This window comes from Caulobacter sp. P1_D6, from assembly GCF_056406095.1.
Map to the genome: position 1 here is coordinate 1 of NZ_JBFUAW010000044.1, position 23,304 is coordinate 23,304.

Below are 23,304 nucleotides of genomic sequence, written 5' to 3' on the forward strand. Positions count from 1 at the left end.
ACGGCGGGCGGGCTCCCCAACGATGGGAGTCCCCGGACACGCTGAAGTAACCCCCTCCAGCCCAGTCCCGCTCGATCGCCCCCCGCCGCCGCATCGGTCGCTGGCCATGCGCCCTTTCCATGCGACGAGGTGGGATCAGGATACGGGCGCCGCGAAAGGGTGAGGATCAAATCGGGTCGAGAAAGTTCAGGGCGTTGAAATCGCGAGGGTTTGTTGGCTGAACGCCGAGGATAAGCGCCCTTGCCCCCTCTCCCCAAGAGAGAGGGTGAAGGAAGCGCTCCTGACGCGAGCTTCAAAAAACCTGGCCTCAACCTTCACCGCGAACCGGTGTACACAGCCGTGTCCGCGTGACTGGCGATCACAGGGAGCACCCTGAGGGAGCGCGGACGTCACGAGCCGTTCGCCTGGGCGCCCAACCTTCGAAGCGGAGTTCGCCCATGCCCGAAGCCAAGACCTGGATCGCCTTCGCCGCCGTCTGCCTGGGCATGGCCCTGACCCCCGGGCCCAACATGCTGTACCTGGTCAGCCGTTCGATCTGCCAGGGCCGCTGGGCCGGGATCGTGTCGCTGGTCGGCACCGCCGCCGGCTTCGTGGTCTATCTGGTCTGCGCGGCGCTGGGCATCACCGCCCTGCTGATGGCCGCGCCCATCGCCTACGACATCCTGCGGTTCGGCGGCGCGCTCTACCTGCTGTGGCTGGCCTGGCAGGCGATCAAACCCGGCGGCGCCTCGCCGTTCCAGGTGCGCGAACTGCCCAAGGACAGCCCCGCCAAGCTGATCAGCATGGGCTTCCTGACCAACCTGCTGAACCCCAAGGCGGCGATGCTCTATCTGTCGCTGCTGCCGCAATTCATCGACCCGCATCACGGCGACGTCCTGACCCAGTCCCTGGCCCTGGGCTTCAGCCAGATCGCCATCAGCCTGACGGTCAACGGCGCCATCTGCCTGGCGGCCGGCACGATCGCCGGCTTCCTGGCCGCGCGCCCCAGCTTCGCCCTGATCCAGCGCTGGCTGATGGCCTCGGTGCTGGGCGGCCTGGCCGTGAAGATGGCCACCGAGGCGCGGCGGTAGCAGGTCCTTTCTCGCACTTGGCGGCTCCTGGCTCGGCGGGTAATGACGAACTCAGCTTGGGTCCCGGCTTTCGCCGGGATGAGCGGAGTTGAAGGTGCGCGCATGACCCCGTCGAAGATCGCCCAGACCCTGGCCTGCGCCCTCGCCTCTCTGGCCCTCGCCGGCGCCGCCCAGGCCTCCAGCCTGAAATCCTGCACGATCCCGCCCAGCGTGATCCCGGCCCCGGCCGAGGTTCCGCCCGCCGGCGAGATCCACACCGACGTCCCGACCGCCGCCTATCTGCTGGCCCTGTTCTGGTCGCCCGAGGCCTGCCGCGCGGGCATCCCGGAGTCGAACAAGGTCATCCAGTGCCAGACCAACAGCTTCGGCTTCACGGTGCACGGCCTGTGGCCCAACGGGCCGGACAAGGTCCATCCCCGCTACTGCAAGCCCAGCCCGCCGATGAGCGCCGCCACGGTGCTGGCCAATCTGTGCATGACGCCGTCGCCCTGGCTGCTGCAGCACGAGTGGCAGGCGCACGGCACCTGCCAATGGGACACGCCCGAGGCCTATTTCAAGAAGGCCCGCGAGGTGCGTGAGCGCCTGAAGGTTCCGGACCTGAATCCGGGACCGGCCGGGACCCTGACCGGGGCCGAGATCCGCCAGGCCTTCCTCAAGCGCAATCGCGGCATGACGGCCGACGGCCTGAACGTGCGGGTCAAGGACGGCCGTCTGACCGAAGTCTGGGTCTGCATGGACCTGAACTTCAAGCTGGCCGCCTGCCGGGGCGGCAACGGCGCGCCGGACAGCGCGACGATCCAGGTGACGCCGAAGCGCTAGCCCGCCAAGGGATGGCGCCAGCCGCGCGCCACGTCCATCCAGCGACTGTTGCGGGCCCGCGAGGCCTCGAAGCAGGCGGCGCAGATCATGGTGACCCCGGCTTGCGCCTCGGACGCGTCGGTCCAGCCGCCGGCGGCCAGGCGGGCCTCCTCGCAGCGGTCGCACCAGGCGGCCTGCTCGTCCGAGGCGTCCGCGTCCTGCTCCCCGAAGGGTTCGACGAAGCCGAGCCCCACGCCCGAGACCAGGTGTCGGCACACGAAGGTGGGTCTTTGCGCCCCGTGCCGGTCGCAGCGAACTCGTCTTGGATCGTCTTTCATTCGAGCGTCCCCCAAACGCTATGGTTAAGCTAACCCCATTGAAGCCAAACGCAAAACGGGCGGTTCCTTTCGGAACCGCCCGTTCGCTACGTCACGCCGTGAAAGACGTCGTCACCCTCAGGTGTTGACGGCTTCCTCCGGGGTCACGGATTCCTTCTTGGACAGGTCTTCGCCGGTTTCCTGGTCGACGACCTTCATCGACAGCTTGGTCTTGCCGCGATCGTCGAAGCCCAGGAGCTTCACTTTGACGATCTGGCCTTCCTTCAGCACGTCCGACGGCTTGGCCACGCGTTCGTTGCTGATCTGGCTGACGTGGACGAGGCCGTCCTTGGCGCCGAAGAAGTTCACGAAGGCGCCGAAATCGACGACCTTCACGACCTTGCCGTCGTAGATCGCGCCGACTTCAGCTTCTTGCGTGATCGACTTGATCCAGTCGATCGCGGCCTTGATCTTGGCGGCGTCCGAGGCCGAGACCTTCACGGTGCCTTCGTCGTTGATGTCGACCTTGGCGCCGGTGGTGGCGACGATCTCGCGGATCACCTTGCCGCCGGTGCCGATCACTTCGCGGATCTTGTCGGTCGGGATGGTGATGGTCTCGATCTTCGGAGCGAAGTCACCGACTTCCTCGCGCGGCGCGTCCATCGCCTTGTTCATCTCTTCGAGGATGTGCTCGCGGCCGCCCTTAGCCTGGGCCAGCGCTTGCTCCATGATCGCGGGCGTGATGCCGGCGATCTTGATGTCCATCTGCAGAGACGTCAGGCCCTGGCTGGTGCCGGCCACCTTGAAGTCCATGTCGCCCAGGTGATCTTCGTCGCCCAGGATGTCGGACAGAACGGCGAAGCCGTCCTTTTCGAGGATCAGGCCCATGGCGATGCCCGAGACCGGACGGATCAGCGGAACGCCCGCGTCCATCATGGCCAGCGAGGAGCCGCAGACCGTGGCCATCGAGGACGAGCCGTTCGACTCGGTGATCTCGGAGACCAGGCGGATGGTGTAGGGGAAGTCTTCCTTGGCCGGCAGCATCGGACGCAGGGCGCGCCAAGCCAGCTTGCCGTGGCCGATTTCGCGGCGGCCCGGGCTGCCCATGCGGCCGGTTTCACCGACGCTGTAGGGAGGGAAGTTGTAGTGCAGCAGGAAGGACTCCTTGTAGGTGCCTTCCAGGGCGTCGATGAACTGCTCGTCGTCGCCGGTGCCCAGGGTGGCGACCACGATCGCCTGGGTCTCGCCGCGAGTGAACAGGGCCGAGCCGTGGGTGCGCGGCAGGATGCCGACTTCACCCAGGATCGGGCGGACCTTGTCGACGGTGCGGCCGTCGATGCGGATGCCGGTGTCGAGGATGGAGCGACGGACGATGTCGGCTTCCAGTTCCTTGAACACCGAGATCAGCTTCAGCGGATCGATGCCGGCCGGGTTGGTGTCGCTCTTGGCGAAGGTCTCGACGGCCTTGTTCTTGGCCGCGCCGAGGGCCGCGACGCGCTCGCCCTTGCCTTGGATCTTGTAGGCGGCGGCCAGGTCCTTGCCGACGGCCTTCTTCACTTCGGCCTTCAGGGCGTCGGTGTCTTCCGGCTGGAAGTCGAAGGGTTCCTTGGCGGCGTGCTCGGCCAGCTCGATGATCGCGTCGATCACCGTCTGCATTTCCTTGTGGGCGAAGTTGACGCCGCCCAGGACGATCTCTTCCGAGAGCTCCTGGATTTCGCTTTCGACCATCATGACGGCTTCGGTCGTACCGGCGACGACCAGGTCCATCTTGCTTTCCTTCAGCTCGTCGAGCGTCGGGTTCAGCACGTAGGCGCCGTCAACGTAACCGACGCGCGCGGCGCCGATCGGGCCCATGAACGGGGCGCCCGACAGGACCAGGGCGGCCGAGGCGGCCACCATGCCCAGGATGTCGGGATCGTTCTCGAGGTCGTGCTGCAGCACGGTGACGACGACCTGGACTTCGTTCTTGAAGCCCTTGACGAACAGCGGACGGATCGGACGGTCGATCAGGCGGGAAACCAGGGTTTCCTTTTCCGACGGACGGCCTTCGCGCTTGAAGAAGCCGCCGGGGATCTTGCCGGCCGCGAAGGTCTTTTCCTGATAGTTGACCGTCAGGGGGAAGAAATCTTGACCGGGCTTCGCCTTCTTGGCGAACACGGCGGTGGCCAGGACGACGGTTTCGCCCATGGTGGCCAGGACGGCGCCGTCGGCTTGACGGGCGATGCGACCGGTTTCGAGGACCAGCGTCTTGCCGCCCCACTCGATCGTCTTGCGCTTGATATCGAACATTTTTGCTTCTTTCGGTTCCGAAGGACCCATTTCCTTCAGGACGGACAGGGGCGGGCGGCCGAAGGGCGGTCCCGATGTTTCCTCATCCAGTTCGACAGGCTCCCGACGATCGTGATCCTCGGACGTACAATTCGGCTCGCGAGGTGCGAAACCGCAGCAACCAGTCGTTTCAGCCTGTCTTGAAACGGTGGCCAGAAATGCGTTCGGCCGCCCTGCGTGAGCAGGTCGAGGAGGCTGCGACGCTGGGAAACCATCATCAACAGACCACGACGGCTGTGGTTGTCCTTCTTGTGGGTCTTGAAGTGCTCGGTCAGGTTGGCGATGCGCTCGGAGAGGATCGCGACCTGGACTTCGGCGCTGCCGGTGTCGCCCTCGGTGCGGGCGTGTTCGGCGATAAGAGCGGTCTTGCGCTCGGCAGTGATCGACATCGGGTTGTCTCCGCTCAGGTGAGTTGGAAGACCCGCACCGGATTGAGCTTTCCGGCGCGCATCTCGCACAAGGCCACCAACCTGCCTCCGGACATGGCGGAAACGGTGCGATCACCGGGCGTGAGCTCGGTTTTCAACGATTCCACCTGCCTTGGGAGCAGAACGATGGCGCGTCCTTGCGCAAGCCGGAAGGCGTCTTCATCGGTCACGGCCAGCGCCGGGATGTCGTCCAGCGCGGTCTCGACCGGAAGCAATGCCTCCGACAGGCGCGCCTCATAGCTTAAATTCTCAAGGGTTTCCAGACCTATCGCCGAATCCTCGCCGAACCGGCCGACTCTCGTCCGGCGAAGCTGGTCGACATGTCCACAGGCGCCGAGGGCCGCGGCCAGGTCGCGGACCACGGCGCGGACATAGGTGCCCTTGCCGCATTCCATCTCCAGCTCGATGTGGTCGACGTCCGGCGCCGCGCTGACGCGCAGGGCGTGGACGGTGACCTTGCGGGTCTTCAGCTCGAACTCGACGCCCTCGCGGGCCAGGTCGTAGGCGCGCTCGCCGTCGACCTTGATGGCCGAATAGTTCGGCGGGATCTGGTCGATCTCGCCGACGAAGGCCGGCAGGGCCGCTTCGACCGCCTCGCGGGTCGGGCGCACGTCGCTGCTGTCGGTGGTCTCGCCTTCCCGATCGAGGGTGGTGGTCGAGCGCCCCCACTGGATCATGAAGCGATAGGCCTTGTCGGCGTCCATCAGGAACGGGACGGTCTTGGTCGCCTCGCCCAGGGCCAACGGAAGGATGCCGGTGGCCAGCGGGTCCAGCGTACCGGCGTGACCGGCCTTCTGGGCGTTGAACGCCCGGCGCACGCGGGAGACGGCGCTGGTCGAGGTCAGGTCGTAGGGCTTGTCCAGGCAAACCCAGCCGGAAATGGCGTCGCCCTTCTTGCGGCGCGCCATCAGTCTTGGTCGCCCAAGTCTTCCTCAGACGCCACGTCGCTGAGGCGGCGCACGTCCTGAGCCACGCGCGGATCGGCGAACAGGCGGTCCATATAGGTGGCCGAATTGAAGGTCTCGTCGTGCAGGAACTTCAGCTCGGGCGTGAACTTCATGTCGATGACCTTGGCCAGACGCCCCCGCAGGAACTTGGTCAGCCGGTTGAGGCCCGCCACCACCTCGGCGGGACTGCCCGGGACGACCACGGTGCGCGACGGCGAGGACGCCTCGCGCTCGACCTGCGGCGCGATGCTGGCCCCCAGGGGCTCGACGAAGCAGATGGCGTGCTTGAGGTCGGCGCTCATCCGCACTTCGGAGATGGTCACCGAGATGCCCGCCAGGGCAGGATCGACCAGCTCTTCCTCGCGCAGGATGTCCACCAGGGCGTGGCGGATCAGCTCGCCGGCGCGCAGTTGCCGTTGCGACGGACCCACGGGTCCGCTCTTCTTGTTTTCGGAATGGCGCTTCATGGCGCGGTCGCCTCGATGCCCGGCCGGCGGATCGAACGCCGGATCGCGGGGAGAAATAGGAGGCGGGGTGTCTAGGCGCGTAGGACCCAAAAGTCCAGTGCGAGGACGGTCTTAGGTCCTATTGCCCTTCTTTGATCCGCTCATCCCGGCGAATGCCGGGACCCAGATGGAATGGCGGTGTGGCTGACGCCAAAAGCGTTTAGCGCTTCCAATCACCCTCTCCGCTATGGGATCTGGGTCCCGGCATTCGCCGGGATGAGCGGATAGAGTGGGACTGCCTCAGGCCCCTGTCCGCTCCCGGAAGAAGTCCAGCACCCGGCGGTGGACCTTCATGGTCTCGCCGTTCGGGTCGTCGCGGTTCAGGTGCAGGGTCAGCACGGAATGCGGCTGGCGGCCCGTGCCCGGGAGCGCCGAGGCGTCGGGAAGCGTGATGGTCTGGACCCGCGCGCCGAGCTCGCGCTCCAGGGTCTTGAAGCGGGCGCAGGGCACGATGTCGTCGCCTTCGAACCGCAGGGCCATCAGCGACAGATCCTCGGCCTCCATCCGCGCCTTCGCCGTCGCCAGTTCGGCCGGCGAGCAGTCCAGGGCCGCCGCGCGCTTCTTGCCCAACGGCAGCGAAGGTTGCGACAGCACCGGCGCCACCACCGACGGTTCGGTCATCATCGCCAAGGCGAAGCCGCCGGTGAAGCACATGCCCACCGCCCCCACGCCCTTGCCGCCGCACTCGGCGTGGACCTTGCGCGCCAGGGCCCGCAGCCAATCGACGATCGGGCTGGAACGATCGGCGGCCCATGCCGAGAACTCACGCCGCACGCACAGGGTCTTGGCGATCACCCCGATCGCGTAGCCCACCGAGACGGGTCGTCCCGGCTCGCCGAACAGGCTGGGGCAGAACACCGTCATGCCCTCGGCCGCCACGTCGCGGGCGAAGTCCAGCACGGCGGGATGCAGGCCGGGGATCTCATGGATGACGATCACCGCGGGCCCGGAGCCGACGCGGTAGACCGGCCGCGTCCATCGGCCGTCGTCGAACTCGAACTTCGTGAACCCCGCCAGCGCGTCGGTCATGCCCGCCCCCTGCCCTTTGGCGGAGCATGGCACGGGGCGAAGCCAGACCCCAAGGCTGTTGTCAGGTCCCTGCGCTAGTCGACGTTTAGGCGCCGTGCGTGGTCCTCGTCCTTCGACAGGCTCAGGATGAGGACCATTGGGCGGGCCGCGGCAGTAGAGATCCTCATCCTGAGCTTGTCGAAGGACGAGGATTTCGGCTCCGCGAGAGGCCGGGAAGCGCGTACCAGTCCCCTCGGATCACCGCTTCCTTCTTGGCCCGGCTCCAACCCTTGAGCCGACGCTCGGCGGCGATCGCGTCCACGATCAGGTCGAAGTGCTCGACCCAGACCACCTCGACGGGGCGACGCTTGTAGGTGAAGGCCTTGGGATCAAGCCCGGCATTGTGCTCCGAGGCGCGACCCTGCGGGTCGTCACCCCGGTGAGAGCCGACATAGTACATCCCGTCCGAGCATCTCAGTATGTAGCCCATGCGCCGTGCACGACCTCGTCCTTCGACAAGCTCAGGATGAGGTCGACCTTATATGCTGTCGCTTTGGTTGCAAGATGCTCGCCATTCTCCTCATCCTGAGCTTGTCGAAGGACGAGGAGAACGCACGGCATCTGAATATCGATACGGCCTAGCCCGGCCCGTTGCCGCCGGTCCAATCTTCCATCGGGTCGGGCAGCTTGCCGCCCGGCAGCTTCCACTCGCCCCGGTACGAGAAGTCCAGCGTGCCGCACAGCCGCGTGGGGCCCCCCTTGGGGTCGTCGCCGAACGCCTGGACCCGCAGGTCGTAGTGCACGGCCAACCGGCTGAAGCTCAGCCACAGGCGCTTGGCCCCCGGGCAGAAGGCGCGGATGTAGATCTTGCCCTGCTCGAACTTGGGATCGATCTCGTACAGCGCCGCGTCGGCGTCGACGCCGCTCATGCCCTTCAGCCCGCCGGGGCCCAGGTCCTTCTCGTGGCCGTCGACCAGGCGCCCCTGCACCGGCACGCCGGTGGCCAGCACCTTGATCACGCGGGTCCCGGTCAGCTTCTTGTCGAACAGCACCGTCAGGCCGGCCCCGGTCAGCCGCTTGGCGTCGGCCGAGATCGGGTCGTAGGAGTACATCTTGCGCTCGGCATGGGCCGTGCCCGCGGCGCCGGTCGCCAGGCACGCCAACGCCAGCCCGAGGGCGGCCTTCAGGCCGGTTTTTCGCATGGTCTTGCGCCCCGCCACCCTTGGCCTCAAAGCTTCAGGTGACGCTTGGCCGTTTCGGCGTCGAAGCCCGACAGCCGCCAGGTCCCACCTTCCAGCGTGAAGGTCAGCAGGCAGGGGCCGTCCTTGGTCTTGGCCGCGCAGACCTGGTCGGAGCCGATGTAGCGCAGGCCCGCCGCGATGCTGATGCGGTCGGGGATCGGCTTGTCGGGCGTGTAACCGTAATAGTTGGCCGCGTAGCGGAACGTCTCGGGGCGGACCAAGGCCTCGCCGGCGATGTCGGCGGCCGGGCCGGCCAGGGCGATCACCGCCGCCTGCCAGCCGCCGCCCATGTTCGCGTCGCGCGCCTTGCGCACCAGCTGGCTTTCGATCTCGGCCTTCAGGGCCGGGCGGTCGACGCGGGCGTCGAAGGCGGCGTGGTCGTTGTTGCGGATCGCCACCAGCAGGGCGTGGACGTCGCCGGCCGCGTCATAGCGGGTGGCCGTGGCGCAGGCCGACAGCGAGACGGCGGCGAGGCTGACGGCGAGAAGGGCTCGAATGCGCATCGCCTACGGTTAGGCCCGAATTCGGGCGATTTCCAGTCCGGCGAACCTCAGGCGGGCGTTGCGCCCCACGGGCCGGCTTGCTTGGCGACCAGCGCCGCGACCTCGCCGCTGCGCGCCTTGGCCTCCGGCGTCAGCTTGTCGAAGCAGGCGGCCAGGAAGGCGCGCTCCTGCTGGCGGTCGGCGAAGAGCCGGGTCGGCAGGAACCAGGCCTGGCCCGGGCCGATGAACAGCCAGGCCGCGTTGCCTGGCGCGATCTGCGAGAGGGCGGACCAGACCACCCGGGTCTCCGACGTCGTGCTGTCCAGAACGAACGCCGTGTCTTCGATCCGATAGGTTATCGGCGAACTCGCCGGCACGCCGCGCGCCATCCAGGCGTTGGGCGCCAGCGTGCGGGCGTAGCGGAACCACACGAACCAGCAGCCCGCCGTCCCCGCCAGGATCCCCACTATGCCAAAGCCCGGCGCCACCCAGTCGACCAGGGCCTGGGCGGTGGAGATGACGATCAGGAGTCCGACGACGAACCACCACTGGGCGAAGCGCTTGGCGCCGAACAGATGCTTGCGCAGCGGCGCGCAGGCCTTCTGGTTTTCGAAGATTCCGATTTCGCCCGCGATTTCCATGCACGCCCCCGAACGCAAGAAAGGCGCGGWCTGGCGTCCGCGCCTTTCTCTTTAAGCTGAAGCTTGATCGAACGCCTAGTCGAGCTGGCGCTTGATCTCCTCGACGGTGAAGCACTCGATGGTGTCGCCGACCTTGATGTCCTGGAAGCCCGCGAACATCATGCCGCACTCCTGGCCGGACGGGACCTCGTTGACCTCGTCCTTGAAGCGCTTGAGCGTCGCCAGGGTGCCCAGTTCCAGAACGACGATGTCGTTGCGGATGATCCGGACCTTGGCGCCCTTGCGGACCACGCCCTCGGTGACCTTACAGCCGGCGATCTTGCCGACCTTGGAGATGTCGAAGGCCTGCAGGACTTCGGCGTTGCCGAGGAAGGTTTCGCGCTGGATCGGGGCCAGCATGCCCGAGAGCACGCCTTTGATGTCGTCCAGCAGGTCGTAGATGATCGCGTAGTAGCGGATCTCGACGCCTTCGCGTTCAGCCAGAGCACGCGCTTGAGCGGAAGCACGGACGTTGAAGCCGATCAGCGGCGCGCCGGCGCCCTTGGCCAGCATCACGTCGCTTTCGCTGATCGCGCCGGCGCCCGACAGGATGATCCGCGCGCGGACCTCGTCGGTCGACATGGCGTCCAGCGAACCAATGATCGCCTCGGCCGAGCCCTGCACGTCGGCTTTGATGACCAGCGGCAGTTCGCGGTACTTCTTGTCCTGCAGCTTGGCCATCATGTCGGCCATGCTGGTGGCGCCCGCGCCGACCGGATGCATCGATTTCTCGCGCTTCAGGCGGATGCGGTACTCGGTCAGTTCGCGAGCCCGGGCCTCGTTCTCGACGACGGCGAAGCTGTCGCCCGGCGAGGGCACGCCGTCCAGGCCGAGGATCTCGACCGGGGTGGCGGGACCGGCTTCGGTCAGTTGCTCGTTGCGCTCGTTCAGCAGGGCGCGAACCCGGCCGAACTGGCTGCCGGCCACGACGATGTCGCCGCGCTTCAGCGTGCCGCGCTTGACCAGCACGGTCGAAACCGCGCCGCGACCCTTGTCCAGCTTGGCCTCGATCACCACGCCGTCGGCGGTGCGGTCGGGGTTGGCCTTCAGGTCCATGACCTCGGCCAGCAACAGGATGCGCTCGATCAGCTCGTCCAGGCCCTGGCCGGTCTTGGCCGAGACTTCGACGATCTGGGTGTCGCCGCCCAGGCTTTCGACCACGATCTCGTGCTGCAGCAGCTCGTTGACGACCCGCGTGGGATCGGCGCCGGGCTTGTCCATCTTGTTGACGGCCACGATGATCGGCACTTCAGCGGCCTTGGCGTGTTTGATCGCCTCGATCGTCTGCGGCATGACGCCGTCGTCGCCGGCCACCACCAGGATCACCAGATCGGTGATGTTGGCGCCGCGAGCCCGCATTTGCGAGAAGGCCGCGTGACCCGGGGTGTCGAGGAAGGTGACCTTCTGGCCATTTTCCAGACGCACCTGGTAGGCGCCGATGTGCTGGGTGATGCCGCCGTGCTCGCCGCCGGCCACGTCGGCCTTGCGCAGCGCGTCCAGCAGGCTGGTCTTGCCGTGGTCGACGTGACCCATGACGGTGACGACCGGGGGCCGGGGCTCCAGGTGATCGTCGACATCCTCGGCGCCGATGAAGCCTTCTTCGACGTCGGCTTCCGACACGCGGCGCACGGTGTGACCGAATTCGGTCGCCACCAGCTCGGCGGTGTCGTTGTCGATGACGTCGTTGATCTTCAGCATCACGCCCTGACGCATCAGGAACTTGATGATCTCGACACCGCGGACGGCCATCCGGTTGGACAGCTCCTGCACGGTGATGACGTCGGGAATGACCACTTCGCGGCTGACCTTGACCACGTCGGCGGGACCGCCGCGGCGCTTTTCCTTTTCGCGTTCACGGGCCCGGCGAACCGAGGCCAGCGAGCGCATGCGGTCGGCGGAATCTCCGTCGCCGGCCACGGTCTGGATGGTCAGGCGGCCTTCGCGGCGAACCGGGGCGCCCTTGGCGCGGCTGACGGCCTTGCCGGGGGCCGCGGCCTTGCGACGATCGTCATCCTCCTCGGGCTTGCGACCGATGTCGCTGCCGGGGCGGGGAGCCGAACGCGTGGCGCGCTGGATCTCGGGAGTGGCCGGAGCCGAGGCCGGGACGCCCGGACGGGCGCCGCGCGGACCGCCGGGACCCGGACGGGCGCCCGGCGCCGGGCGCGGGGCCAGGGCCGAATAGCGGACGGTCTGGGTCGGGCGGTCGCCTTGCGGACGGTCGCCCTGGGGACGATCGCCTTGCGGGCGGTCGCCTTGCGGACGGTCGTTGCGATAACCGCCGGCGCCCTCGGGACGGGGACCGCGCGGCGGGCCGCCGGCGTCCGGACGCGGGGTGCGCTGGTTGTACGGGCCGTCCTGGCGCGGTGCGCGCTGGTTGAACGACGGCCGGTCCGCGAAGTTCGGACGGTCGCCCTGCGGACGGTCGCCTTGCGGGCGATCACCCTGAGCGCCCGGACCCGGACGGTAGGTGGTGGTCGACGAACGGTCGTCGCGACGGTCGCGGCTGGGCTCGTAGGTGCGGGTCTGACCGGCGGCCGGGGCCGGAGCCGGACGCGGAGCCTCGGCGCGCACCGGCGGCGCGGCGGGAGCCGGAGCCTGGGGCGCGGGAGCCGCCGGAGCGGGGGTCGGGGCCTGAGCGACCGGCGCTTGCGCGACCGGAGCCGCCGGGGCGACCGGAGCGGGAGCGGCGGGCGCTTCCGGAGCCGGAGCCGGGGTCGCGGCGGCTTTGGCGGCAGCAGCGGCCTTGGCGGCGGCTTCGCGAGCCGCCGCGGCTTCCGATGCGGCGCGGGCCTCGGCGGCGCGACGATCGGCGGCCTGGCGTTCCTGCTGTTCGCGAGCGGCCTCGATGGCGCGCTGGCGGGCCACCATTTCGCTCTGCGACAGACCACCGGCCGAACCGCCACCACCGCCCCCTTGGGACGACTGCGGACGCGGCGCGTCTTGACGGCGCTCGGCCGAGGACGGCGCGGCGAGATTGCCGGCCGGCGGCACGTGCGGACGCACGCGCTTGGTTTCAACCACCACCGTCTTGGTGCGGCCGTGGCTGAAGCTCTGCTTCACGACGCCGGCGCTGACAGACCCTTGACGGGGCTTCAGCGTGATGGGCGCTCGCCCGCCGGGGTTGGAACCAGGCCGACCGTTATCGTTCTCGTCGCTCATGCGCTCGCTTGTACTTCCGCCGGCGGGGGCCGGCCAAAAACGTTTGATCCATGTGAGAAAGGGGCCTGGACGTACTTCCCAAAGGAAGCGCGTTTCCCGACCCTTCGCTCAGGAGCGGATCACGCTCCTCATTTCAAGTTCCAGACCCCTGTCACCGACGAATGGAAGCCATTCGTCGAGGCCAGGGCCCTAGGGCTCCTCGCGCCAACTCGCCGACCAACTCGAGGGAAGGAGTGGGCGGAAGCCTGATAACCGCTCGACGTCCAAAGTCCAGCGATCAGTGCCGCGCCCGGCAAGGAGCGCCGTGTGTATCACATTCTCCCCGCCCAAGGCCAAACCCAATTCGTCCGAGCTGAACATCCCGCAGATTTTGGGACTGTTCGGGGCCTTGTGGACCGCGGTGAGAATCTTTCGGCGACCGTCAGCGGCGCCGTCGGACGCCTCGATCAACCAAGCGGTCTGCCCCGAAGCCAAAGCCGAGGAGACCTTTTCGAAGCCTGAGATAATCGTTCCGCCGCGCCGTGCAAGTCCCAGTCCGTCCAGAACACGCTTGGACAGCAGCCGTTCCACCTGATCGGCCAGATCGGCCGGGGCGGTCAGCTTGGTCTTGGCCGAGCGCGAGAACAGGCCCTTCTTGGCGGCGGCGTTCACCGCCTCGCGGGTGGCGTCCACCCACATGCCGCGGCCCGGCAGCTTGCGCGCCACGTCCGGGACCACCGTCCCGTCGGGCCCGGCCACGAACCGCACCAGGCGCGCCTCGTCCGTCGCCTCGCCCAGGACGATGTCCTTGCGCAGGCGATTGGCTTCGGCGTGGGTCTTGGCCACGGGGGTATGGGGCGCGTCGGCGTCGGTCATGGGGCTCGAAAGGCGCCGGGCCTCCCACTTGCGTGAGAGGCCCGGGTCCCGGATCAGTCTTCCTTGGTTTCTTCGGCCGGTTCGTCTTCGGCGACCTCTTCCGAGGCCTCCTCGGAGGCTTCGGCCGGCTCCTCGCCCGCCTCTTCCTCGAACTCGACTTCCTCTTCGACATATTCCGGTTCGGGCGGAGCCTCGACCCAGCCCATGACGACGCGGGCGCGCATGATCAGCGCTTCAGCGTCTTCCGGCGACAGGTTGAAGGTGTCCAGGATGCCGGCTTCGCGCACGCGCTCGCCGTCCTTGGTCTCGAACCAGCCGCGCAGATCGTCGGGGATCAGGCCGGCCAGGTCCTCGACCGACTTCACGTCGCCTTCGCCCAGGGCCACGGCCACGGGCAGGGTGACGCCTTCGATGTCGAGCAGGCTGTCCTCGACGCCCAGCTCGACGCGCTTGGCGTCCAGGGCGGCGGCTTCCTTTTCCAGGAACTCGCGGGCGCGGGTCTGCAGTTCGTCGGCGGTCTCGTCGTCGAAGCCCTCGATGGCCGCGATCTCGTGCGGCTCGACATAGGCGACGTCCTCGACGGCCGTGAAGCCTTCGGTGACCAGCAGCTGGGCGATGACCTCGTCGACGTCCAGGGCTTCCTGGAACAGGGCGGTGGCCTCGGCGAACTGCTTCTGACGGCGCTCGCTCTCCTGGGTTTCCGTCATGATGTCGATCTGCCAGCCGGTCAGCTGCGAGGCCAGACGGACGTTCTGGCCGCGACGGCCGATGGCCAGCGACAGCTGCTCGTCCGGCACCACCACTTCGACGCGCTCGTCTTCCTCGTCCATGACGACCTTGGAGACTTCGGCGGGAGCCAGGCCGTTGACGATGAAGGTCGCCTCGTCCTCGGACCACTGGATGATGTCGATCTTCTCGCCCTGCAGCTCGGCCACCACGGCCTGCACGCGCGAGCCGCGCATGCCGACGCAGGCGCCGACCGGGTCGATGCTGCTGTCGTTGGAGATCACGGCCATCTTGGCGCGCGAGCCCGGGTCGCGGGCCACGGCGCGGATCTCGATGACGCCGTCGTAGACTTCCGGCACTTCCTGCGCGAACAGCTTGGCCATGAAGCCGCCGTGGGCGCGCGACAGCATGATCTGCGGGCCCTTGGTCTCGCGGCGGACGTCGTAGATGTAGGCGCGGATGCGGTCGCCGACGTTGAAGTTCTCGCGCGGGATCGACTGGTCGCGGCGCATGATGCCTTCGCCGCGGCCCAGGTCGACGATGACGTTGCCGTATTCGACGCGCTTGACGCTGCCGTTGACGATCTCGCCGGCGCGATCCTTGTACTCGTCGTACTGGCGCTCGCGCTCGGCTTCGCGGACCTTATGCATGACGACCTGGCGGGCCATCTGGGTCTGGACGCGGCCGATCTCGAACGGCGGCAGGCTTTCCTCGTAGATCTTGCCGACCTCGGCGTCGCGCCAGGTGCGCTTGGCCGACGACAGCTGGACCTTGCCGATCTCGCCTTCCAGCTCGAAGTCGTCCGGCACGACCTCGATCACCCGCTTCTGGGTGGTCTCGCCGGTGCGCGGGTCGATCTTGACGCGGATGTCGTGCTCGGCGCCGTAGCGGGCGCGGGCGGCCTTCTGCAGCGCGTCCTCGATCGCCTCGATGACGACTTCCTTCTCGATGCCTTTTTCACGCGCGACCGCGTCGGCGATCTGCAGCAGCTCGAGGCGGTTGGCGGAGATGCCGATAGCCATGGTCAGTCCTCTTCACTTTCGGACAGGTCAATGTCGCTGTCGGCGTCGCCGCCGATGTCTTGAATGTCAGCGTCGCTTCCGACGCGGGCGGCGCGCTGGTCGGCGCCCCGCTTCATCAGTTGATCGGTGAGCACCAGCTTGGCGTCGATGATCCATTCGAACGGGAAATAGACGGTGGTGTCGTCCTCGCCCTCGATGTTCAGGCCTACCTGGCCGTCCTCGACGCCGGCCAGCTCGCCCTTGAAGCGCTTGCGGCCCTCGGCGACACGGTCCAGCTCGATGCGAATCTCGAGGCCCGCATAGGTGTCGAAGTCCTTCAGCCGCGTCAGCGGGCGGTCGACGCCCGGGCTGGAGACTTCCAGGGTGTATTCGCCGCTGATCGGGTCGGCGGCGTCCATGATCTCGGAAATGGCGCGCGACAGCTTGGCGCAATCCTCGACGTTCATGTCTCCATCCGGCCGTTCGGCCATGATCTGGAGGCGACGCTGCTCGGCCCCGCCCATCAGGCGCAGGCGGACGATCTCGTAGCCGACGGACTCGGCGACGGGATCCAGCAACTCGACCAGACCGATATCTTCCTGCGTCTTCCCGCGCACGGTTCTCTCAACTCACTGGGCCGACGCGCGCCGGCTAAAAGCCAAGCTGGCGAGCGGCCAAAGAAAAAGCGGCAGCCTTTCGGGCCGCCGCTCGAAAGCGCTATCAGCGCTGACGGACGATGTGGGAGCTATATAGCGCGATGTTCGGACGGTTGGAAGACCTTAGTCGCGACCCGCCGTCAGGAGGGTTTGGACGCGCGCGACCCCGCCCCAGGGCTCGCACATCTGGGAAATCCGCTCCACCCGACCGCGCCAACGGATTTCCAGGTCGGTCGATGGCGGATCCAGGCACTGATCCTGGCCCGAGGGCGCCGGCGTCTCGGCCAGCGTGGCGGGATCGTCGAGCAGGGCCTCCAGCGCCGCGCCCTCCCGGGCGTCGAGGCGCCAATGGCGCTCGTTCGTCGTGAAGAAGCTTGTCACGCGCGACACCGTCCAACGGCCCCTGCCGTCGCGGCGCGCCACCAGGCTCGTCATGCCGCCGCCCGAGAGCAAACCCTCGCCGAGGATCCGCACCTGTCCCTCCGCGCTGCTCGCCGGCAGGCCCGCCCGAGCCCGGACCTTAACGTGCCAATCCCCAACCTGCGACCAGGCGGCAGCGGGCGCCGCGGCGGCGAGCAGCAGGAGCAGCAGGGGGCGAGCGAGCGTCATGGCGCAGCCTAGAAGGCGAGCTTGACCGCATCAAGCCGCGACGGGGCCTTCCGCATCGCAGCAATTGTAGCCTATAAGCGCCCCCGCGCAGGCTCGCCTCCCCGCGGGACCTTTCCCAAAACGAAGAGTCACAATGGACCTCTCAAAGATCGCCGTCGGCGCCAACCCGCCGTACGACCTGAACGCCGTCATCGAGATCCCGCAAGGCGGCGAACCGGTGAAGTACGAGATCGACAAGGCCAGCGGCGCGCTGATGGTCGACCGCTTTCTGCACACCGCGATGTTCTATCCCGCCAACTACGGCTTCATCCCCCACACCCTGGCCGACGACGGCGACCCGGCCGACATCATGGTGGTGGGCCCGACCCCGGTGGTGCCCGGCGCGATCATCCGCTGCCGCCCGATCGGCGCCCTGATGATGGTCGACGAGGCGGGTTCGGACGAAAAGATCCTGGCCGTGCCGGTCGACAAGCTGCACCCGTTCTACACCGGCGTCTCCAGCTGGCGTGACCTGCCGGTCATCCTGACCGAGCAGATCGCTCACTTCTTCCAGCACTACAAGGACCTGGAAAAGGGCAAGTCGACCAAGATCACCGGCTGGGCCGATCCGGAGGAAACCGCCGAGATCATCCGCGCGGCGATCAAGCGCCACGACGAGAGCTACTGAGTTCCACGATCACCACGTGATCCTGAAAGGGGAGCTCGCCGGACGGCGGGCTCCCCTTTTTCATGCTCTGAACATTGGAGCGCGACGAACGCCGAAACCGGCGCCCACTTTCGGCTGTCACGCTCTAGCCCGCGCAGGTCTTCGCCAGCCAGACGGCCAGCAACGCCACCATGATCACGTCGACGCCCGCCGTGACCGCGGCGAAACCCTTCAGGAACCGCTTCCGGTGCGCGACCAGCGCGCCGACGTAGAAGAGCTTGCTGGCGATGGCCGCGCCGGCCGCCAGGGTCCGCGTCTCGGGATGGAAGGCCGCCCACAGCAGCATCGTCCCGACCAGGGCGATCAGGAATCCCCAGCCCCGCACCACCAGGTCGACCAGCGGCCCTTCCAGGGTCTCGCCATAGGTGGACTTCAACGACCGCGTCGGCGCGATCGCGAACTGCAGCATGGTGATCGTCAGCAGGCCGCTGACGATCAGGACGATGTGGATGTTGTCGATGAGCCAGGTCATGGCCGCCTCCCCGCGCCCGTCGGACGCGGGCCGGCGGCCAGCCTAGCACGGGTCGCGTCTAGGCCCTGACGAAGTCCAGGAACACCGGCGCGCAGTCGCCCAGCTTCTTTTCCTCGTAGCGCGTGGTCACGTGGTCGGCCGGCGCGGCGTTGCGGTCGGCGTCAGGCTCGGCGAAGCGGAAGGCCGGATCGGCCAGCACCCGCTCGACCGTCCACTCGGCGTAGTCGGCCCAGTCGGTGGCGAAGCGGAAGGCCGCCCCCGGCTTCAGCACCCGCGCCAGTTCGGTCACGAAGGCCGGCTGGATCAGGCGGCGCTTGTTGTGGCGGGCCTTGTGCCAGGGGTCGGGGAACATGATGAAAAGCCGGTCGACCGAGGCGTCGGGCAGCCAGCCGACCACGTCGCGGGCGTCGCCCTCGTGGATGCGGACGTTCTTGAGCGCCTGCTCCTCGACGTGACGCACGGCGCTGGCCACGCCGTTGACGAAGGGCTCGGCGCCGATCACCAGCACGTCGGGACGCTTGCCGGCCTGGGCTGCCATGTGCTCGCCGCCGCCGAAGCCGATCTCCAGCCAGACTTCGATCGCTTCCGGCATCAGGTCGCGCGGCTGGAAGGGCGCGGTCGGCACGGCGATCTCGGGCAGCAGACTGTCGAGCAGGGCCTGCTGGCGCGGCTTCACCGGCCGCGACTTCAGGCGGCCGAACGAGCGCAGAGGCCCGTGGGGCTGTTGGGGATTGGTCATGGGCGGGTGTTTACCGGGCATATCGACAGGAGGCTAGCTGAGCCGCCGTGCGTCCTTCGAGGCCCGCTGCGCGGGCGCCTCAGGATGAGGAATTCAGAAGCGCGCAAACGTCCTCATCCTGAGGTGCGAGGCGCAGCCAAGCCTCGAAGGACGCAAGGCCTCAACGAGAGCGGGCCCCGATCGGATGATCGAGGCCCGCTGCGATAGTTCTGGAGGGGGTGAGGCTTACGCCAGGCCCTTCAGCTCCGACACCAGATCGGTCTTCTCCCACGAGAAGCCGCCTTCATTGTCCGGCGTGCGGCCGAAGTGGCCGTAGGCGGCGGTGCGGGCGTAGATCGGCTTGTTCAGCTGCAGGTGCTCGCGGATCGAGCGTGGGGTGGCGCCGCCGATCAGCTGCGGCAGCAGCTTTTCCAGGGCTTCCGGATCGACCTTGCCGGTGCCGTGCAGGTCGACGTGGAACGACACGGGCCGAGCCACGCCGATGGCGTAGGCGATCTGGATGGTGCAGCGCTCGGCCAGGCCGGCGGCCACGACGTTCTTGGCCAGGTAACGGCAGGCATAGGCGGCCGAACGGTCGACCTTGGTCGGGTCCTTGCCCGAGAACGCGCCGCCGCCGTGCGGGGCGGCGCCGCCGTAGGTGTCGACGATGATCTTGCGGCCGGTCACGCCGGCGTCGCCGTCCGGACCGCCGATTTCGAAGCGGCCGGTCGGGTTGATCAGCCACTGGGTCTTCTTGGTGATCAGGCCTTCCGGGAAGATCGGCAGGATGTGCGGCTTGATCAGCTCGAGCACGCGCTTGGAGGTCGGCGACTTGCCGTCGATCTTCTTCTTGTGCTGGTGCGAGACGACGATCGAGACGACGCGGACCGGCTTGCCGCTGCCGTCGTATTCCAGGGTCACCTGGCTCTTGGCGTCGGGCTCCAGCTCATGCAGCTCGCCCGAGTGGCGCAGCTGGGCCAGGCGGCTGAGGATGTTGTGGCTGTATTGCAGGGTGGCCGGCATCAGCTCCGGGGTCTCGGTGCTGGCGTAGCCGAACATGATGCCCTGGTCGCCGGCGCCTTCGTCCTTCTTGTCCGAAGCGTCCACGCCCTGGGCGATGTGGGCCGACTGGCCGTGCAGGTAGCAGGCGTACTTGGCCTTCTCCCAGTGGAAGCCCTTCTGCTCGTACCCGATGTCCTTGATCGCGGCCCTAACCTTGGGCTCCAGCGACTTGATGATGTCCTTGGTCAGCTGCTTGTTGGCGGCCTTGTCGCCGCCCGGCTTGCCGGCCCGCACTTCGCCCGCCAGGACGATGCGGTTGGTGGTGACCAGGGTTTCACAGGCGACGCGCGCTTCGGGGTCGGCGGTCAGGAACGCGTCGACGACGGTGTCGCTGATCCGGTCGGCGACCTTGTCCGGATGGCCTTCGGAAACGCTTTCACTGGTGAAGATGTAGGAAGAACGGCTCAAGGGTCTGCTCCGGACATGACATCGCCCGCACAGGCGGTCTGCCCGAGGGACGAGCGGAACATATAAAGATATGTTTATGTCCGCAAGTCGCCCCGGCTGGCTTCCGCCGGTTCAGACCCCAGATCGGGCCTGAATCAGGCCCAAATCAGTCTTGAGGCTCTTCCTCGATCATGTCCTCGGCCATAGAGCGGACGAGATCCAGGATGCGCCGGCGCACGCGGGACTTGCCGATGCGCGGGAACAGCGCGGCCAGTTCCAGACCTTCCGGGGTCATCAGGAAGTCGTGCACGAACTGCTCCGAACCGTTTTCCTCGAAGCCCTCGAGGTCGGTCGGGTCGGCCAGGCCTTCGAAGAAGTAGGACACCGACGACTGCAGGCTCTTGGCGATCTCGTACAGCTTGGAAGCGCTGACGCGGTTGGCGCCGCGCTCGTACTTCTGCACCTGCTGAAAGGTCAGGCCCAGATCGTCTGCCAGACGCTCCTGACTGACGCCGAGGATCTTGCGGCGCATGCGGATCCGGGCGCCGACGTGCAGGTCGACCGGATTGGGGGAGCGTTCTTCAGGAATCGTGTTCATGCCGTTTCAATCACTGGGGGAGGAAGCCACGGGTATCTGGAAGCTTGTCTGTTTCAGTTTAGAACTTTTTCCAAGCCTCGACCTCCTGGAAGGCGAATCGCGGCGACGAATGAAACCAAAAGCAGCAATCCGAACGGCCAGTGCCCAAGCTTGGTGAACAAGGTCGGTGAACCAACGTCACTAACCTTACCGTCGATCACCCCTGATTCGCCAAGTTTCAAGCGGGCGCCGGGCAAAATTCTTCCCCGCGCGTCGATCAGGGCGGAAACACCGGTGGGCGTGGCCCGGATGATCGGCGTGCCCGTCTCGATCGCGCGGTAGCTGGCCAGGTTCAGGTGCTGCAACGGTCCCGAGGTCACGCCGAACCAGGCGTCGTTCGAGACATTGACGATGGCGCGCACCCCGGGGACCGGCTTGGCCAGGCGCGGGAACAGGCTTTCGTAGCAGATCAGCGGCTGGACCAGCAGGTCGGGCGCCACGCGCAGCGGCCGGGGCTCCGGTCCGGTGGCGAAGCCGTCGCCCAGATGAGCCATGCTCTTGACGCCCAGCCGGGTCATCAGGGCGTCGGCGGGCAGGTATTCCCCGAACGGCACCAGTCGGTGCTTGTCATAGATCCCGACCACCTCGACGTCGTCGGCCGTGCGGCGCAGGGCGACCAGGCTGTTGTAGTAGACCGGCTTGTCGGGCGTACCCTCGTAGCGATAGCCGCCGATCAGCATCAGCTGGCCCGGCTGCAGGGCGTCGACGATCGCCTGCCGCACCCAGCTGCCGGGGACCATGTAGTCATTGATGGCCAGCGGCAGGGCGCCTTCGGGCCAGACGACGATGTCGGCGGGCTTGCCGGCATAGGGCCTGGCGGTCAGCGAGACATAGGCCTGGACGATCTGGGCGAAGCGGGCGGCGTCCCACTTGGATTCCTGCGGGATGTCGGCCTGGACGATGCGGACGGTCGGGGCGTCGGGACCGCTGGCGGCGGCCGGCGGAACCAGGGCGCCGCCGACATAGAGCGCGGCCAGGGCGGCGGCGGCGGCTCCGACGGCGATCCGCCCGCGTCGGCCGTCCCACCACACCGCCGGGGCGGCGGCGATGGCCAGGGTGATCCAGGTCAGGCCGTAGGCGCCGACCAGGGCGGCGGTCTGCGACACGGCCGAGCCGGCCCGCCAGGTCTCGCCCGGCAGGTTCCAGGGAAAGCCGGTCAGGATGTGGCCGCGCGTCCACTCCAGGGCCGCGAAGGCCCCGGCGAACACCAGCAGCCGCCGAACACCGATCGGACGGATCAGGCGGTAGAGCACCGCCGCCAGGCCCCAGAACAGCGCCATGCCGGCGGCCATGGCGCCCACCGCGAACGGGGCCATCCAGCCCTGGTTGGCGGCGTCGACCATGAAGGCCTCGGCGATCCACCAGGTGGAGAGGCCGAAATAGGAGAGCCCCGTCAGCCAGCCGCGGAAGAAGGCCGAGCGCAGGGGCCGGGGTCCGTCGACGGCGTCCAGCAGCCACAGCAGCGCCGCATAGCCCAGCAGCCCCGGCAGGATGCCGAACGGCGGGTGGGCCAGGGCGGCGGCCAGACCGGCCGCCAACGCCAGGCCCCGGGCCCGCCACGGCGTCAATTTCGGCAGGGCCGGCAGGTTCACGAAGCGGCCACGCGGCCGGGCGCGACGATCGGCTCGGCCACGGCCGCGGGGCGCACCCGGACCCGCCGCACCCGACGCGGATCGGCCTCGACGACCTCCAGGTCGAAGCCGGCGGGGTGGGCGATCACCTCGCCCCGCTGCGGCACCCGGCCAGCCAGGGCCACGACGAGGCCGGCGACGGTGTCGATGTCCTCTTCCATGTCCGGCGGGGCCAGATCGGTGTCGAGGGCGGCTTCCAGGTCTTCCAGCGGCGCGCGGGCGTCGACCTCGAACAGGCCGCCGGGACGCGCGACGATGTTGGAGACCTGGGCGTCGTCGTGCTCGTCGTCGATCTCGCCGACCACCGCCTCGATCAGGTCTTCCATGGTCACCAGGCCGTCGGTGCCGCCGAATTCGTCGATGACCAGGGCCATGTGGATGCGGCTGGTGCGCATGCGCAGCAGCAGGTCGGCGGCCCGCATCGAGGCCGGCACGTACAGCGCCTCGCGCCGCAGCCGATGCAGGATCTGGTCGGTCGGGCTCGGCCGCTTGTCGTCATTGGCCAGCAGGCGGAACACGTCCTTGACGTGGACCACGCCCACCGGGTCGTCCAGCGTCTCGCGATAGATCGGCATCCGCGAATGCTCGGCCTCGGTGAACTGGGCCACAACCGCCTCGAACGGCGCGCCCACCTCGACGGCCACGATGTCGGCGCGCGGGGTCATCACGTCGGCCACCCGCAGGGTCTGGAAGGCCTCGGCCTGGTCGACCATGTCGACCTCGTGGACCAGGGCCGGATCGGCCTGACGCGAGGTCTCAGCCAAGCCTGGCACGCCACGGCCAGCCAGGTCCTTGCGCATCTTTCGGAAGAACGCCCGCACGCCACGGCTCAAGCGAGCCGAACCGGCGGGCGGGGAACTCTGGTCGTCGCTGGGCATGC

At 67.8% G+C, this 23,304-nt stretch carries 23 protein-coding genes, 2 pseudogenes and 1 riboswitch; of the genes and pseudogenes, 4 read left to right on the forward strand and 21 right to left on the reverse strand.

Translation table 11 applies throughout. From position 1 onward, the window contains the following. Positions 1–45 precede the first annotated feature (45 nt). From AC1DYP_RS21135 to AC1DYP_RS21145, 3 genes and pseudogenes are all read left to right on the forward strand, one after another. Positions 46–134: pseudogene (locus AC1DYP_RS21135) on the forward strand (hypothetical protein); the annotation flags it as partial. 203 nt (positions 135–337) lie between these two features. Continuing rightward, positions 338–417: riboswitch (ZMP/ZTP riboswitch) on the forward strand. 20 nt (positions 418–437) lie between these two features. Beyond that, complete coding sequence (locus tag AC1DYP_RS21140) at positions 438–1,070, forward strand: LysE family translocator (RefSeq protein WP_477047990.1); 633 nt, start codon at positions 438–440, stop codon at positions 1,068–1,070. A gap of 102 nt (positions 1,071–1,172) precedes the next feature. Then, positions 1,173–1,889: a ribonuclease T2 gene (locus AC1DYP_RS21145; RefSeq protein ID WP_477047991.1), complete on the forward strand. Its 717-nt coding sequence runs from the start codon at positions 1,173–1,175 to the stop codon at positions 1,887–1,889. Here AC1DYP_RS21145 and AC1DYP_RS21150 read toward each other — a convergent pair. The 15 genes and pseudogenes from AC1DYP_RS21150 to AC1DYP_RS21220 form a co-directional block, all read right to left on the reverse strand. After that, positions 1,886–2,146, reverse strand: a complete 261-nt coding sequence (locus AC1DYP_RS21150; protein ID WP_477047992.1) for a hypothetical protein — start codon at positions 2,144–2,146, stop codon at positions 1,886–1,888. The genes AC1DYP_RS21145 and AC1DYP_RS21150 overlap by 4 nt on opposite strands. Before the next feature lie 177 nt (positions 2,147–2,323). Further along, on the reverse strand, positions 2,324–4,474 hold the full coding sequence (gene pnp / locus AC1DYP_RS21155; RefSeq protein WP_477047993.1) for a polyribonucleotide nucleotidyltransferase: 2,151 nt from the start codon (positions 4,472–4,474) through the stop codon (positions 2,324–2,326). A gap of 194 nt (positions 4,475–4,668) precedes the next feature. Continuing rightward, positions 4,669–4,902: pseudogene (rpsO, locus tag AC1DYP_RS21160) on the reverse strand (30S ribosomal protein S15); the annotation flags it as partial. A gap of 14 nt (positions 4,903–4,916) precedes the next feature. Beyond that, a complete protein-coding gene (gene truB / locus AC1DYP_RS21165) occupies positions 4,917–5,849 on the reverse strand; it encodes a tRNA pseudouridine(55) synthase TruB (protein WP_477047994.1) in 933 nt (310 codons plus the stop codon). Continuing rightward, on the reverse strand, positions 5,849–6,355 hold the full coding sequence (gene rbfA / locus AC1DYP_RS21170) for a 30S ribosome-binding factor RbfA (protein WP_477047995.1): 507 nt from the start codon (positions 6,353–6,355) through the stop codon (positions 5,849–5,851). The genes truB and rbfA overlap by 1 nt, the downstream gene beginning before the upstream one ends. A 279-nt stretch (positions 6,356–6,634) precedes the next feature. Further along, a complete protein-coding gene (locus AC1DYP_RS21175) occupies positions 6,635–7,423 on the reverse strand; it encodes a dienelactone hydrolase family protein (protein ID WP_477047996.1) in 789 nt (262 codons plus the stop codon). Between the two features lie 163 nt (positions 7,424–7,586). After that, positions 7,587–7,862 carry a GIY-YIG nuclease family protein gene (locus AC1DYP_RS21180; RefSeq protein ID WP_477047997.1) on the reverse strand — a complete coding sequence of 92 codons (276 nt, stop codon included), beginning with the start codon at positions 7,860–7,862 and terminating at the stop codon, positions 7,587–7,589. A gap of 178 nt (positions 7,863–8,040) precedes the next feature. After that, a complete protein-coding gene (locus AC1DYP_RS21185; protein WP_477047998.1) occupies positions 8,041–8,604 on the reverse strand; it encodes a hypothetical protein in 564 nt (187 codons plus the stop codon). 26 nt (positions 8,605–8,630) lie between these two features. Next, positions 8,631–9,146, reverse strand: coding sequence for a DUF2939 domain-containing protein (locus AC1DYP_RS21190; RefSeq protein WP_477047999.1), 516 nt, complete (start codon positions 9,144–9,146; stop codon positions 8,631–8,633). 47 nt (positions 9,147–9,193) lie between these two features. Then, positions 9,194–9,766, reverse strand: a complete 573-nt coding sequence (locus tag AC1DYP_RS21195; protein WP_477048000.1) for a YcxB family protein — start codon at positions 9,764–9,766, stop codon at positions 9,194–9,196. Between the two features lie 75 nt (positions 9,767–9,841). Continuing rightward, complete coding sequence (gene infB / locus AC1DYP_RS21200; protein ID WP_477048001.1) at positions 9,842–12,964, reverse strand: translation initiation factor IF-2; 3,123 nt, start codon at positions 12,962–12,964, stop codon at positions 9,842–9,844. Between the two features lie 189 nt (positions 12,965–13,153). Then, entirely contained in the window at positions 13,154–13,819 is a 666-nt protein-coding gene (locus AC1DYP_RS21205; protein WP_477048002.1) for an RNA-binding protein, read from the reverse strand. A gap of 53 nt (positions 13,820–13,872) precedes the next feature. Further along, entirely contained in the window at positions 13,873–15,567 is a 1,695-nt protein-coding gene (nusA, locus tag AC1DYP_RS21210) for a transcription termination factor NusA (RefSeq protein ID WP_477048003.1), read from the reverse strand. 2 nt (positions 15,568–15,569) lie between these two features. Continuing rightward, positions 15,570–16,163, reverse strand: a complete 594-nt coding sequence (gene rimP, locus AC1DYP_RS21215; protein WP_477048004.1) for a ribosome maturation factor RimP — start codon at positions 16,161–16,163, stop codon at positions 15,570–15,572. A gap of 162 nt (positions 16,164–16,325) precedes the next feature. Beyond that, a complete protein-coding gene (locus tag AC1DYP_RS21220) occupies positions 16,326–16,811 on the reverse strand; it encodes a hypothetical protein (protein ID WP_477048005.1) in 486 nt (161 codons plus the stop codon). 133 nt (positions 16,812–16,944) lie between these two features. On the opposite strand from AC1DYP_RS21220, the gene ppa reads away from it, so the two are divergent. Continuing rightward, positions 16,945–17,478: an inorganic diphosphatase gene (ppa, locus tag AC1DYP_RS21225; RefSeq protein WP_477034376.1), complete on the forward strand. Its 534-nt coding sequence runs from the start codon at positions 16,945–16,947 to the stop codon at positions 17,476–17,478. Positions 17,479–17,602: 124 nt separating this feature from the next. On the opposite strand, the gene AC1DYP_RS21230 is transcribed toward ppa, so the two are convergent. From AC1DYP_RS21230 to AC1DYP_RS21255, 6 genes are all read right to left on the reverse strand, one after another. Next, positions 17,603–17,989: a hypothetical protein gene (locus tag AC1DYP_RS21230; protein WP_477048006.1), complete on the reverse strand. Its 387-nt coding sequence runs from the start codon at positions 17,987–17,989 to the stop codon at positions 17,603–17,605. Positions 17,990–18,047: 58 nt separating this feature from the next. Continuing rightward, a complete protein-coding gene (gene trmB / locus AC1DYP_RS21235; protein ID WP_477048007.1) occupies positions 18,048–18,728 on the reverse strand; it encodes a tRNA (guanosine(46)-N7)-methyltransferase TrmB in 681 nt (226 codons plus the stop codon). Between the two features lie 225 nt (positions 18,729–18,953). Further along, positions 18,954–20,177, reverse strand: coding sequence for a methionine adenosyltransferase (metK, locus tag AC1DYP_RS21240; protein ID WP_477048008.1), 1,224 nt, complete (start codon positions 20,175–20,177; stop codon positions 18,954–18,956). Positions 20,178–20,322: 145 nt separating this feature from the next. Further along, a complete protein-coding gene (locus AC1DYP_RS21245) occupies positions 20,323–20,754 on the reverse strand; it encodes a helix-turn-helix domain-containing protein (RefSeq protein WP_477048009.1) in 432 nt (143 codons plus the stop codon). A gap of 53 nt (positions 20,755–20,807) precedes the next feature. After that, the gene (gene lnt / locus AC1DYP_RS21250) at positions 20,808–22,385 is read right to left on the reverse strand and encodes an apolipoprotein N-acyltransferase (RefSeq protein WP_477048010.1); all 1,578 of its coding nucleotides are present in this window, start codon (positions 22,383–22,385) and stop codon (positions 20,808–20,810) included. After that, positions 22,382–23,302 carry a hemolysin family protein gene (locus tag AC1DYP_RS21255; RefSeq protein WP_477048011.1) on the reverse strand — a complete coding sequence of 307 codons (921 nt, stop codon included), beginning with the start codon at positions 23,300–23,302 and terminating at the stop codon, positions 22,382–22,384. Before AC1DYP_RS21255 ends, lnt begins: the two co-directional genes overlap by 4 nt. Between the last annotated feature and the right edge of the window lie 2 nt (positions 23,303–23,304).

Coding starts and splice junctions, on each gene's coding strand:
- AC1DYP_RS21190 (WP_477047999.1), bottom strand. CDS start 9,146: ATGCGCATTCGAGCCCTTCTCGCCGTCAGCCTCGCCGCCGTCTCGCTG.
- pnp (WP_477047993.1), bottom strand. CDS start 4,474: ATGTTCGATATCAAGCGCAAGACGATCGAGTGGGGCGGCAAGACGCTG.
- AC1DYP_RS21255 (WP_477048011.1), bottom strand. CDS start 23,302: ATGCCCAGCGACGACCAGAGTTCCCCGCCCGCCGGTTCGGCTCGCTTG.
- AC1DYP_RS21185 (WP_477047998.1), bottom strand. CDS start 8,604: ATGCGAAAAACCGGCCTGAAGGCCGCCCTCGGGCTGGCGTTGGCGTGC.
- AC1DYP_RS21205 (WP_477048002.1), bottom strand. CDS start 13,819: ATGACCGACGCCGACGCGCCCCATACCCCCGTGGCCAAGACCCACGCC.
- AC1DYP_RS21140 (WP_477047990.1), top strand. CDS start 438: ATGCCCGAAGCCAAGACCTGGATCGCCTTCGCCGCCGTCTGCCTGGGC.
- nusA (WP_477048003.1), bottom strand. CDS start 15,567: ATGGCTATCGGCATCTCCGCCAACCGCCTCGAGCTGCTGCAGATCGCC.
- AC1DYP_RS21220 (WP_477048005.1), bottom strand. CDS start 16,811: ATGACGCTCGCTCGCCCCCTGCTGCTCCTGCTGCTCGCCGCCGCGGCG.
- AC1DYP_RS21245 (WP_477048009.1), bottom strand. CDS start 20,754: ATGAACACGATTCCTGAAGAACGCTCCCCCAATCCGGTCGACCTGCAC.
- infB (WP_477048001.1), bottom strand. CDS start 12,964: ATGAGCGACGAGAACGATAACGGTCGGCCTGGTTCCAACCCCGGCGGG.
- AC1DYP_RS21230 (WP_477048006.1), bottom strand. CDS start 17,989: ATGACCTGGCTCATCGACAACATCCACATCGTCCTGATCGTCAGCGGC.
- truB (WP_477047994.1), bottom strand. CDS start 5,849: ATGGCGCGCCGCAAGAAGGGCGACGCCATTTCCGGCTGGGTTTGCCTG.
- rbfA (WP_477047995.1), bottom strand. CDS start 6,355: ATGAAGCGCCATTCCGAAAACAAGAAGAGCGGACCCGTGGGTCCGTCG.
- AC1DYP_RS21145 (WP_477047991.1), top strand. CDS start 1,173: ATGACCCCGTCGAAGATCGCCCAGACCCTGGCCTGCGCCCTCGCCTCT.
- AC1DYP_RS21175 (WP_477047996.1), bottom strand. CDS start 7,423: ATGACCGACGCGCTGGCGGGGTTCACGAAGTTCGAGTTCGACGACGGC.
- trmB (WP_477048007.1), bottom strand. CDS start 18,728: ATGACCAATCCCCAACAGCCCCACGGGCCTCTGCGCTCGTTCGGCCGC.
- AC1DYP_RS21195 (WP_477048000.1), bottom strand. CDS start 9,766: ATGGAAATCGCGGGCGAAATCGGAATCTTCGAAAACCAGAAGGCCTGC.
- ppa (WP_477034376.1), top strand. CDS start 16,945: ATGGACCTCTCAAAGATCGCCGTCGGCGCCAACCCGCCGTACGACCTG.
- AC1DYP_RS21180 (WP_477047997.1), bottom strand. CDS start 7,862: ATGTACTATGTCGGCTCTCACCGGGGTGACGACCCGCAGGGTCGCGCC.